The 12413-nt window shown below is 39.0% G+C and carries 12 protein-coding genes; 5 read left to right on the top strand and 7 right to left on the bottom strand.

Annotated elements, in window-relative coordinates:
* The first annotated feature begins 132 nt into the window (after positions 1 to 132).
* The 3 genes from MKL32_RS15645 to MKL32_RS15635 all read left to right on the top strand — a co-directional run bounded on the left by MKL32_RS15645 (position 133) and on the right by MKL32_RS15635 (position 2393).
* On the top strand, positions 133 to 768 hold the full coding sequence (locus MKL32_RS15645; RefSeq protein WP_039047026.1) for a peroxiredoxin: 636 nt from the start codon (positions 133 to 135) through the stop codon (positions 766 to 768).
* Positions 769 to 997: 229 nt separating this feature from the next.
* Positions 998 to 1807 (top strand): MBL fold metallo-hydrolase, encoded by an 810-nt coding sequence (locus MKL32_RS15640; protein WP_004963997.1) that lies wholly within the window; start codon positions 998 to 1000, stop codon positions 1805 to 1807.
* 1 nt (position 1808) lies between these two features.
* Positions 1809 to 2393 carry a dual specificity protein phosphatase family protein gene (locus MKL32_RS15635; protein WP_171057530.1) on the top strand — a complete coding sequence of 195 codons (585 nt, stop codon included), beginning with the start codon at positions 1809 to 1811 and terminating at the stop codon, positions 2391 to 2393.
* 120 nt (positions 2394 to 2513) lie between these two features.
* On the opposite strand, the gene MKL32_RS15630 is transcribed toward MKL32_RS15635, so the two are convergent.
* The 5 genes from MKL32_RS15630 to trpA all read right to left on the bottom strand — a co-directional run bounded on the left by MKL32_RS15630 (position 2514) and on the right by trpA (position 7532).
* Entirely contained in the window at positions 2514 to 3452 is a 939-nt protein-coding gene (locus MKL32_RS15630) for a DUF6929 family protein (RefSeq protein ID WP_004964006.1), read from the bottom strand.
* A 75-nt stretch (positions 3453 to 3527) separates the two neighbouring features.
* Positions 3528 to 4562, bottom strand: a complete 1035-nt coding sequence (locus MKL32_RS15625; protein ID WP_125272103.1) for an SPOR domain-containing protein — start codon at positions 4560 to 4562, stop codon at positions 3528 to 3530.
* On the bottom strand, positions 4553 to 5839 hold the full coding sequence (folC, locus tag MKL32_RS15620; protein WP_039047031.1) for a bifunctional tetrahydrofolate synthase/dihydrofolate synthase: 1287 nt from the start codon (positions 5837 to 5839) through the stop codon (positions 4553 to 4555). The genes MKL32_RS15625 and folC overlap by 10 nt, the downstream gene beginning before the upstream one ends.
* Positions 5836 to 6732: an acetyl-CoA carboxylase, carboxyltransferase subunit beta gene (gene accD, locus MKL32_RS15615; RefSeq protein ID WP_004908863.1), complete on the bottom strand. Its 897-nt coding sequence runs from the start codon at positions 6730 to 6732 to the stop codon at positions 5836 to 5838. Before accD ends, folC begins: the two co-directional genes overlap by 4 nt.
* Positions 6729 to 7532 carry a tryptophan synthase subunit alpha gene (gene trpA, locus MKL32_RS15610; protein ID WP_039047032.1) on the bottom strand — a complete coding sequence of 268 codons (804 nt, stop codon included), beginning with the start codon at positions 7530 to 7532 and terminating at the stop codon, positions 6729 to 6731. Before trpA ends, accD begins: the two co-directional genes overlap by 4 nt.
* 275 nt (positions 7533 to 7807) lie before the next feature.
* Between trpA and MKL32_RS15605 the strand changes: the two genes are divergently transcribed.
* Complete coding sequence (locus MKL32_RS15605) at positions 7808 to 9139, top strand: Na+/H+ antiporter NhaC family protein (protein ID WP_039047033.1); 1332 nt, start codon at positions 7808 to 7810, stop codon at positions 9137 to 9139.
* Between the two features lie 35 nt (positions 9140 to 9174).
* Here MKL32_RS15605 and MKL32_RS15600 read toward each other — a convergent pair whose 3' ends face one another.
* Positions 9175 to 10197, bottom strand: a complete 1023-nt coding sequence (locus MKL32_RS15600; RefSeq protein WP_039047034.1) for an AraC family transcriptional regulator — start codon at positions 10195 to 10197, stop codon at positions 9175 to 9177.
* Between the two features lie 116 nt (positions 10198 to 10313).
* On the opposite strand from MKL32_RS15600, the gene MKL32_RS15595 reads away from it, so the two are divergent.
* A complete protein-coding gene (locus MKL32_RS15595) occupies positions 10314 to 11189 on the top strand; it encodes a metal-dependent hydrolase (protein WP_004908867.1) in 876 nt (291 codons plus the stop codon).
* A 39-nt stretch (positions 11190 to 11228) separates the two neighbouring features.
* Here MKL32_RS15595 and MKL32_RS15590 read toward each other — a convergent pair whose 3' ends face one another.
* Positions 11229 to 12224, bottom strand: coding sequence for a DUF2804 domain-containing protein (locus MKL32_RS15590; RefSeq protein ID WP_270900761.1), 996 nt, complete (start codon positions 12222 to 12224; stop codon positions 11229 to 11231).
* Positions 12225 to 12413 lie beyond the last annotated feature (189 nt).

The following is a 12413-nucleotide window of genomic DNA, read 5'->3' as shown; positions in this document are numbered from 1 at the left end:
ATTTTCCAACCAAACTAAACTCTATATCTTTTAAACTCATAAAAACATCAAAAAACAATATTTTTACTTCTAAGCCTTCTGGCGCATATTAATCCAACACACATAAGATTAAAAATGTTCTGAGGACGAAGTATGACATTACGTTTAGGTGATATTGCTCCAAATTTCCAACAAGAATCGAGCGAAGGAAGAATTGATTTTTATGAGTTTCTAGGTAACCACTGGGGGATTCTATTTTCACATCCTGCTGATTTTACACCTGTTTGTACGACAGAACTGGGGTTCACCGCAAAGCTCAAAGATGAATTCACAAAACGAGGCGTAAAAGCAATCGCTTTATCTGTGGATGATGTGGAATCACATAAAAGCTGGATTCAGGATATCAATGAAACTCAAAACACAACGGTGAATTTCCCAATTATTGCAGACAAAGATCGTAAAGTTTCAGAGCTATATGATTTTATCCATCCTAATGCCAGTGAAACCCTAACCGTGCGCTCATTGATCATTATTGATCCCAATAAAAAGGTTCGTTTGATTATTACCTATCCTGCATCAACAGGTCGAAACTTTAATGAGGTATTACGTGTAATTGACTCATTACAGTTGACAGATCATCACAAAGTGGCGACCCCAGCAAACTGGCAGCACGGAGAGGATGTTGTTATTGTCCCATCACTCAAAGATGAGGAGGAAATTAAACAACGTTTTCCAAAGGGTTACACTGCTGTAAAACCTTATTTACGTCTCACGCCTCAGCCTGAGTAAGATTGAAGCTAATTCAAGGTTTTGAGCGAAGTGCAAGACTGATGAGATACGTCGTATAGAAATACTCAACGTACCTTACCAAACCACTTATTAAAACAATATTCTATTTTTCTAACTCCAGCGCCTATCATATCGATAGGCATTTTTTTAAGCTTATAAAATTTCATTTTAGTTTTCTTATTTGATACGTTATAAGAGAAATCTTAAACTTTAATAAAATAAGAACGCTATGATTTATAACATTCATCATTTGCACTGTGGAAGTTTCTGTCCAGTTTGCGCCCCGCTGTTTGGTCAAAAAGGTTGGAAAGCACATCTAGTCTGTCATTGTCTCCTCATTGAAACTGATCGCGGTCTAGTCTTAATTGATACAGGCTTAGGACTTCAAGACTATCTGCATACTGAACAGCGATTAGGGAGTTTACTTAAACAATTTGGCTCAATTGTACCCAACCTAAAACTAACTGCCATTCAGCAGATACAGCGACTTGGTTTTAACCCGAGTGATGTAAAACATATTTTTGTGACCCATCTAGATTTTGATCATGCTGGTGGAATTTCTGATTTTCCAAATGCAACAGTGCATCTCTTAGCGGCGGAGTTTAATGCCACTCAATCACTTACAACCAAAGGCAAACTTCGTTATAAGACTGAACAGTTTAAACAGCATCGCTATTGGAACTTTGCTGAACATAATGATGGCGAGCCATGGTTTAACTTGCAAAAAGTTAAAGGGCTTCCGTTATTTCACGATGAAATTTTAATGATTCCCTTGATTGGGCATACCGCTGGGCACTGTGGAATTGCGATTAAAAAGGCCGATGGCTGGATGTTGTTCTGTGGCGATGCCTATTACACCCATCTTGAGCTAAACCCAAAAAACAAACTCAGAGCTTTAGATTTCACTGAACGGTTATTGGCTGAAGATAACCAACTACGTTTGCAAAACCTTAAACAGTTACAATATCTCGCTCAACATGAACCCAGGATTGAGTTAATTTGTGCCCACGACCCTTATGAATTTAATCGCTATCAATAAAATGAAAAGAATATTTATTACTGTTTTTGTTGTTTCAACATTAAGTCTAAATGGATGTATGACACATCCGAGTATAGAGCAATCTCAACGCCCTCAAAATTGGGGGGCTTTAATCTCGGATACGCATAATTTTTATCAGATCAGTCAGGATGTTTATCGCAGTGAACAACCCAATTCCGAATTAATACCTTTACTAAAAAAATATCAGATTGAAACGGTGATAAATTTAAGAGCTCGAAATGAAGATGCAAAAGTACTCCAAAATCAATCGCTAAATTTAGTACACATACCAATTCAAACATGGGCAATTAATCGCCAAGACTTACTTCAAGCAATGCAGGCTATTCAGATTGCAAAAAATAATAATCAAAAAGTCCTTGTTCATTGTTATCACGGATCAGATCGAACAGGTGCAACCATTGCGATGTATCGTATTATTTTTGAAAATTGGTCAATTGAAAATGCAGTCAAAGAAATGAAACAAGGAGGATATGGCTACCATATCATTTGGAAAAACATTGAAAATCTATTTACCTCAGAAAATGTACAATGGATTCAGCAGCAATTATCCAACCCTTCAAGTTAAAACTTAAACACTCACTTGAGAGGTGGATTTTCTTGGCAAAAAAACCTCTCACTGTTATTGGAATAATTAAGACTCTAGAAATAAATTTTTAAGATTGTAAATTGACCAACAAAACTTAATCTAAGTATCTAGTTTGGTAAAAACCGAATTCTTGAGCAAAACCGTGATCACTTCAGAAAGACCACCATCACTATCGGTGACTAATAAGAAGACCTCTCCATCAGCATTTGACTCAAGCCAAGTTATTCCTTCAACCTTAATGGCTAAAGTGTTTCCCTCAGCATCTTGGATCAAAAAGGAATTTAGGACTTCCCCTTTCGGTGAGAGCACTAAAATATAACTTCCTAACACTGCACCATCATCGTAGGTATTTAAGGTTTGCTCAACGGCTGCGGTTGCAACGATCACGTTCTTATCTGCTAAAAAATAAGCATCTGAAATACCACTTACTGAACCATTAATCTCAGGTAATGTGAGATTAAATGAACGTATAAGAGCATTTTCTAAAGATTTATGTGCTTGAATTTTTTCTAGATCAAATACTAAAACACCATGAAAGTGATTAATGTTGCCACGTTGGAAGATATAAAGATGATGATTATCTGAGCATACTGCTTCTATATTTAAATCTGCTCCGCCTGTGAGTGCAACGCAGTGCTGCAAATAATCATAATCCAACTTATCGAGCAAAGTCTGAACTTGATGATTAGATGGATTATACAACAGAGCTTGCTTTCTCTTTTCAGTCGAACCTGAGCCCATAACCAATAAATGAAGTTGTTCATTAAAAATGATACAACTTAATGCTTCATAATCAGGCTTTTCTGCTTTGCTTAATACGGTGAGAGCTTCTTGCTCAGATGACTCCAATAAAGGGACTTTTTCAAAAGTTGTTGTTGCAGTAATTTTATTTTTTAGGCTAGTTTTTAATAAGTAACGAACATCATCCCCAACGAAATATAAGTAGTCGCCTAAGTAAGCAACGCCAGACAATGCTCCAATTGCTGAGTCTGGCGAAAAACTAAATTTTTCAAGTATCTTTAAATCCGTTTGTTCCATTACTTCATCTCCTATTCGATGAAAAACGCACAATCAGCTCAACTTCAAAGATGCTTAGCTTACTTAAACAACTGTTTATCTTTGATCTAGTGGAACCCAGTCAATTACCCAAGCTGATTTCATATTCAGACTTTCATCAGAAGAAATCTTTTTCCGAGTTGCATCAGCAACATCGCGATCTTTGGCAGGTCCAACCATAATACGAATACCTTTCGAGGTAGAACTGGTTGTAACTTTATAGCCTTTAGCACGTAGCTTGGATACGACAGCATCTGCATTTGCTTGGTTTGCAGCCAATGCCACTTGAACCATCCACTTCTTATCGCCATTTTCCATAAGATCGCGTGCTTTTTCAGCCTCAGCTTTCTTTTTGGCGTCTTCTTCAGCTTTACGTTTTTTATCATCAGCCGCTTTTTTGTCAGCTTCAGCTTTTCGCTTGTCTTCTGCTGCCTTTTTCTCAGCTTCAGCTTTGCGTTTTTCTTCAGCAGCCTTTTTATCTGCTTCAGCCTTACGTTTATCTTCCGCTGCTTTTTTCTCAGCTTCAGCTTTACGTTTCTCTTCCGCTAGCTTCTTTTCAGCGTCTGACTTAAGTTGATCTTGCTTTTGTTGTTCAGCTTTCTTTTTTTCATCTAACTTTCGCTTTTCCTCAGCAAGACGCTGAGCTTTTGCTTTGTCATCTTCTGCAAGTTCAGGAGGAATATTATCTGAACTTTCTTGCTCTGAACTACGGCGTGCATTTAAAGCTGCATATTCTTCAGCAGCTTTACGCGCAGCAGCAGCTTCAGCTTCTTGTTGCATTTTCAAGAACTCAGCGGCTCTGGCTTCTTGCTCTGCAACAGCTTTTTCACGAGCGAGGCGCTGCTCTTCAAGTAATCGCTTTTCAGTTTCAACATCCACAGCAAGTGGTTGGAGTGAAACCATTTCACCATCTTGTAAAGGTTGTGCTGTATTTGAGTTTGATTGAGTTTTGGGAATCGGATGAGAGATTGTTGCTTGTGCTTTGTCTTGCTCTATTTCTTCATTGCCCTTGAGAAGTAAGGCTGCCAATAAAACACCTCCTCCAAGTAGAACAACGCCGCCCATCCAACGTTGTTTGTTATTCATTGACATTCTTCTAAATACTCCCAGACCGCTTCTAAAGTATGAAACGAACCACAGACTAAAATCAGTTGATTGTTATTACATTGTTTCAACACGATTTCAAACGCTTGCTGGATACTGCTAAATTCGTGCACCTGTTGACCTGCCAATGCTTCATTTAACTGTTGCATTGGTGCAGCTCGAGGCACATCTAAAGTAGCAATAAACCAATTTTTTACTGTTGTTTTTAGTAAATCAGTTACAGATGCAATATCTTTATCTGCCAACATTGAGAATACAGCCACAACTTCTGTGTACTGTTTATTGTATTTTAAGAATTTTCGCAACTGGTTCAACAAAAATTCGACACCATGAGGATTATGCCCAGCATCAAAAATGACGGTTTTGTTTTGAATTTGACGAATTTCAAATCGTCCTTGCAATGAAGCATGCTGAATACCTTGAGCAATTGTGGATTGAGAAATAGGCAAACCACTTACTAAGATTGCAGCTACAGCAGTTGAAATATTTTCAATTGCCAAATGTCCTGTCGGCAACTTTAATGTTGTACCTGAAGAAGCAAAACACCATGACAGACCGTCATCATTTAATTGATAAAAATAATCTCGGTTTAATGCGTATAGATTAGCGTTAGATTCAAGCGCTTTATCTTGTATCGCTTGCGGTAAAGGTTGATTACCACCAAAAATCACGGGAATATTCGGACGAATAATTCCAGCCTTTTCAAAAGCGATTTTTTCAATTGTATCGCCCAACCAATCCACATGATCCAAACCAATATTGGTAATCACGGCAATATCAGGATCGATCACATTGACCACATCTAAGCGACCACCGAGTCCTACTTCGAGTACCCATACATCACATTGCTTTTGTTTAAAAATCAAAAAAGCAGCCAGAGTGGTTGCTTCAAAGAAAGATAAACTTAATCCACACTCACGACGTGCTTGATCTACGAGTACGAAAGCATCGATAAGACTCTGATCATCAACCTCTTGCCCCGCTAACTTTACCCGCTCATTAAAACGGTAAATATGCGGCGATTGATAAAGCCCCACGTTATAGCCTTGCGCATTTAAAATCGCAGCAAGCGTTGTTGTAGTTGAGCCTTTGCCATTGGTCCCTGCAACCGTAAAAACTTTTGCATTGGGTTTCATTACTCCAAGCTTTTCAGCAACTGGAATAACACGTTCCAATCCCAAATCAATGCCCGTAACGTGAACATGGCTCCAATAATCGAGCCATGTTGTTAATGTATCATCAGAATGTGGTGTTTGCTGTGTCAAGGTAAGTTCATCAATTTAGCAACAAGTCTATATACAGTATCACGTAATGCATGACGATGAACAATTTGATCGACCACACCATGATCAAGCAAATATTCAGCACGTTGGAATGGTTCTTCTAACTTTTCACGAACTGTTTGCTCAATTACGCGCTTACCTGCAAATCCAATCATCGCTTTAGGTTCAGCAATATGTACATCGCCTAACATCGCGAGTGAAGCGGTAACACCACCATAGACAGGATGTGTCAACACAACCAGATACGGAAGACGTGCATCTTTCATTCGCTGAATCGCGGCTGAAGTACGTGCCATTTGCATCAAAGACAACATACCCTCTTGCATACGAGCACCACCCGATGCAGCAAAACAGATTAAAGGTTGACGTAATTCAATTGCTCGTTCAGCCGCTTGGACAAAACGATCACCTACGACTGTCCCCATTGAGCCACCCATGAAGTCAAACTCAAAAGCACAAGCGATTAGGTCTAAACCTTTGAGTGAACCTTGCATCACAACCAAAGCTTCTGTTTCACCTGTTTTATCTTGAGCTTCGCGCATACGCTCAGGATAAGGTTTACTGTCCACAAATTTTAATGGGTCTTTAGCAGCAAACTCTTGTCCCAACTCTGCATTAACTTGATCAAAAAACCAGTTTAAGCGATCACGGGCACGCATACGCAAATGTTCGTCACACTGAGGACATACATAAGCATTGAAAGACATTGCTGTACGTGTCACCAATGCATGACACTCTGGGCATTCAATCGTAGGCTCAGTAAAAGTTGCTTTGAATGTCTGCTGCTCAGTAGCAACTTGAATACCAGGGACTTGACGCTCAATCCAAGGCGTTGAAGGGCTAAGAACCTTCCCTGTTGTTAACTCTTGACTCATACTAACTCATCGAGCGCAGCTCGAAGCTCCTTCACTTTATTTACCGTCTCTTGCACAGCATCATCTGCTGGCAATGTCGCAAAAGATTTAACGAAAGCACTACCGACGATCACGGCATCAGCAACTTGACCCATTGCTTTTGCAGATGCAGCATCGCTAATACCAAATCCAACACCAACTGGTACATCGGTCATGGTTTTGATTTTCGCAATACGAGCTGCAGCTTCTGAGGTATCTAATGTTGCTGCACCTGTCACACCTTTTAATGACACATAGTAAACAAAACCACTCGCATGATTCACCACATGCTGAATACGCTTATCAGTTGATGTTGGTGCTAATAAGAAAATTTGATCCATCTCATTTTGTTTTAAGACTTCACCAAACTGCTTAGATTCCTCAGGTGGAAGATCCACAAGAAGTACACCATCAACACCACAATCTTTTGCATATGCAACAAATTTTTCATAACCAATCACTTCAACGGGATTCAAATATCCCATTAAAACAACAGGTGTGGTTTGATCTTTTTCACGAAAGGCTTTGACCATATCCAACGCATCTAGTGTATTGGTTCCACCTGCCAATGCACGCTCAGCAGCTAGTGCAATGACTGGACCATCGGCCATCGGATCTGAGAATGGTAAACCTAACTCAATAACGTCGACGCCAGCTTCAACCATTTGGTGAAGTAATGGAACAGTTACCTGTGGATGCGGGTCACCTGCCATAACATAAGAAACAAGCGCTTTACGTTGCTGAGATTTAAGCTGTTCAAAACGAGTGGCAAGACGTGACATAGGATTATGCTTTCCTTGATTTATATAAATTGAGGAGTTGTTTGTAGACATACAAAAACACTGCATTGTAACGCTATTTTTTGCTCATTGAACAGGTTTTGACGTGATTGCAACGTGAATATTGCTACTTACAACAGCCCTGACACATTTATCTATATTTTGGCTGAATTCTCAATGATCAAAGATTCCTAATTTTCAAGAAAACCACCTGCATTTTAGAAATCACCAAAGCTCCTTTATACTAGGCGCAATTTTTAAATATTCTTTTATTTTTTATGTCTGCCTACTCTCAGGAAAAAGTGCAAAGCAATGCGCTTGCTTTGTTACCTTTATTGGTATTTTTGATCATCTTTCTCGGGAGTGGTCTCTATCATTCAATGATTGGGACAGAATTTGCCTTTTATCAAGTAAAAGCGCCAGTCGCAGCAATCCCTGCCATCATTTTAGCTTTACTGCTATACAAACAGAAACTCAACACAGCCATCGAAGAGTTTCTTCAAGGCGCCAGTCATCCGAACCTTATTTTAATGTTCATGGTATTCATGTTGGCTGGAGCTTTTGCAAGTGTATCAAGTGCCATTGGAAGCGTTGATGCCACAGTTCAATTAGGTTTGTCATTGATTTCAGCTGAATTTGTGTTACCCATGCTGTTTATCATTTCAGCCTTTATTGCTACTGCTATGGGTACTTCTATGGGTACCATTGCTGCTTGTGCACCGATTGCTTTTGGTTTTACTCAAGCGACTGACATTTTACCAATTTATGCGATTGGAGCTGTCGTTGGTGGTGCAATGTTTGGCGACAATCTGTCCATGATCTCTGATACAACGATTGCTGCCACAAGAAGTCAAAACGTCGAACTTCGAGATAAATTTAGAGTCAACGTTTGGATTGCTTTGCCTGCTGCCATCATGACCTTGATTGCTTATGTACTACTCAGCCAACAAGCGGAATCAATTCAATCAAAAGCTTATGATTTATGGTTGATTTTGCCTTATCTAGCAGTCTTTTTTCTAGCATTCAGCCGATTACATGTACTTGCAGTTTTAATGATTGGAGTGGTGCTATCTGGAATCATCGGTCTGATTGAAAAGCCTGAATTTGATTTATTGAAATTAAATTCTTCTATTTATGATGGCTTCGTGGGAATGTTTGAAGTTGCACTACTATCAATGTTACTTGGCGGTCTGTCAGCTTTGATGCAAAAAGAAGGTGGTTTACAGTGGTTAATCGAAAAAATTTATCGTATCACCCGTCTATTTAAATTTGGTCGTCAGCGTGCTGGGGAATTGGGCATTAGTTTTCTTGTGGTCTTCTCCAATTTGTTTGTTGCGAATAATACAGTTGCGATCATTTTATCAGGCGATATGGCTCGTGAAGTGGCTAAAGAATATGGCGTTGATCCGAAACGTAGCGCCGCACTGTTAGATATTTTTTCTTGCGTGATTCAAGGCATTATTCCCTACGGTGCACAATTGCTTTTGGCTTGCTCAATTGCAAAGCTCTCGCCAGTCGAGTTAATTGGACATATTTACTATTGCTGGATTCTTGCCGTATTTGCGATTTTAGCGATCTTGTTTAATTATCCACGATTAAAAACATCTTAAACATTTGCAAAGTCTCTTTAGTTTTGATTTTAAAATTAAAGAGACTTTAAAAACTGTTTCGGTGTCACACCAGTCCACCGTTTAAAAGCACGTCCAAATGCACTTTGATCTGCATAATTTAGCCGTTCAGCAATTTCAGAAAGGGATTTTCCTTGCTGCAAATACAACTTACTTTGTTCTAAACGATATTGATCTAAAATATCCTGAAAGTTAAGTTGATAAGCTTTTAGTTGACGTTGCAAAGTTCGCTCAGAACAATGCAAACGCTTTGCAACATAGCTTTGCAAGACCTCTTCTTGTTGAGCCAATCCCTGCTCGATATAAGTTTGTATTTTCTGTCTAAATTGTTGTTGCTGTAACTCAGAAGAAGTCACACTATTTAAAGATTGTTGTGCCTGTGTGGATAGCACATGATTAAGCTGTTGGTCTCCTGCAATACTTTTCGCTTTTAAAATTTGATTTGAAAATCGAATGGCATATTGCCCTGCTTGTACATGAATAGGACATCCATAAAACTTTTCATAATGATACAACGCCGTATGAGGAAGATAACCAAACTGTATTTTTTGAGGTGGAACAAGAGCATCTTGTACGATGGATTGCGCAATTTTAAAGATCAATGCCAAATTCAGTTCATACATCTCACGATAGTCGCTATACGATGCTCCCCAAACAATTTGGATGTACTCGGCAAACTGTTGCACGCTCAATTGTTCTAGATTTGTTTGCTTAAAGACCAAAGAATAATATCGTTGTAAGAGTTGCAATGCTTGTTGTAAGTCTAAACTGGTTGAAGCCAAATATCCCATTAGCCCTAAATCTTGCAAGTTAGCATGTTCAGCCAAAACAAGTGTAATGGGCCGCGAAAAATAACTTTGTGCTGCTTGTAGAAGTACAACATATCGTTCTACATCAAAATCTTGCTTATCAGGATGTTCTAAACAATTTTGAAATGTTAACCATAATTCTTGTTCCACAACTTTAGACAAATCGACTTGCTCTTGTTGAAGAACACGATTAAACAATCGCAAATATCCAATTATAATTTTAACTGACATATGCCAATCTCATCCTGATATGTCGTTATTTGTATAAAACTTGGCTGTAACTGTCAAAACATTTCATCGGACTTTTTCCATACTGAGTGCATGAAAAAGAAAAAGGAAGAGCAAAGATGAATGCACATGTTTCCTATCAAGTTGATCCAATTGTAAGAACAAAACTAGATTTCCACCTAAATGAAGCACCACGCTTCTGGTTTGGTGGTGATCCATTCCGTACTCGTATGTTCGATGCATTGAGTCTGACATTCCCAGATGGGGAGCGCTATTTCATCGAGTCTGTTCGTTTGTTTCGTGACAAAATCACAGATCCTGACTTGCAAGCACGTGTGGCTGACTTTATTCGTCAAGAAGCACAACACGGTATTGCCCATGACAAAATGAATGAGGTCATGAAAGAGCAAGGTATGCCTGTTGATCAGTTCACTGATCGTTTGAAGAAAATTTTTAAGTTTGAACTCAAATATCGTTCGCCACAGTACAACATTGCGATGACTGCTGCAGCGGAACATTTGACGGCGCTCATGGCAGATACTTTCTACAGTAAAAAGGAAACTCTTGCGGATGCTGATCCCTTTGTTCGAGCGCTATTCGCTTGGCATGCGATCGAGGAGATGGAGCACCGTGATGTTGCCTTTGATGTCATGAAAGAAGTGGGCGATGTATCTGAATTTACCCGACGCTCAGCATTAGTACTCACTACAGTTCTGATGTTTGGTTTTACGATGTATCGTACCGATGTCATGCTGAAAAAAGATGGTTTTAATTTAAAACAACGCCTAGATTTAGCACGTAAAGGTTTACCTTGGTTCTTTGGTCGAAAAGGTATTTTGACTTCTAAACGTGAACAATACAGCGATTGGTTTAAAAAAGACTTCCATCCCAATCAGCATCCGATTATTCGTCAATATGATGTTTGGATCGATACCTTAGCAAAAACTAACGATCCGATTGCTGCGGGCGATGCCTTTTGGCAGGCTGGATTATAAACCATAAAAAACCTCCCTTTACGGGAGGTTTTTTAGAACTTACCATTTCGCGTAATGCTGCTCTAATAAACCATATTGTTCATTTAGAACAACGGATTCAACCGCTTCCAAATCAATCGTCCCTGTTACTTTCGCTTGCCATTGATTAAACTGACTGCCAATCAAACGCAAATTAATATTTTCAAAACGACACCACCCTGTTTCAACAAGTAGGTTAAGACGTTGATCTAAAGAACGAATTGTCCATGTTGTTTCGTTTTGCTGTTCAAATAAAACATCATTGAGCGGATAGAGACGACCATTGACCCACAAAGCATTTTCATTGCCAAAACTTTCGTTCACACCTGACGCTAGATTTAAACCGATCCGTCGCTCTTGTTGATCTCTAAATTTACACGACAACCAAAACCAAGCAGTTTCTGGGCGAAGAAAACCACAAGTATCATCTAAAGCTGCTAGGCTTTGTTCATTAAAGTCGATGCGTTGCTGATCAGGACTAATAAAAAAACCTTCAACAGCTAAAGTGGTTTGCTTCTGTGTATATGTCCATCCATTAATACCTGTTGGTGAACACATACTCAAAGCATCAGTTCCTGCACAAAAAATCCGTGCTTTCAACTGTGTTTCGCCATGTTTTGTCACTTGAATATAACGCACACCATTCGCATGTTGCATATCAAATTGGTAGGCAGACTTTTTAAAAAAACTTTGACTAAACAAAGGCTGTTCGTCCAGTTGTGTTTTTAAAGCCAAAGGCTGTATCGCATTCCACTCAATGACTTTTTGCGAGAGATGATCATACACATAATAAAAAGCATGCCCTGCCCATGACAAATCAACAATCGCAATCCCGATGCTAAAATGCTCATGTTGTAATCCACAGAATTTAAACTTCTTATATTTAAGCTGTTTTCGCCAACCTTTTAATACCTGACCATAAGGGGTTTTATAAATATAGTCATCTAAATTAATACGTGATGGAACGTGTTCGAAGCGTCCATAACGAGGTTGACCATTTGTTTGTATCAAATCCATTGTCGATTTCCATGATTGCGTCATTGCATCTATTGCCGTCATAAAGTCCAAGCTCTATGATTTCTCAAGCATTATCTCGAACCATCAAAATTACTCAAATAAGTTCAGACTAATGCGAGTAAGCAGCGAGGTGTATTTTAGCTTAATATTTCATCAAATATTCATACTCAAGTTTTATTTTAAAAAACA

This window comes from Acinetobacter sp. AOR34_HL, assembly GCF_027854795.1.
Lineage (GTDB): Bacteria > Pseudomonadota > Gammaproteobacteria > Pseudomonadales > Moraxellaceae > Acinetobacter > Acinetobacter junii.
This window is presented reverse-complemented; position numbering and strand designations above follow the sequence as displayed.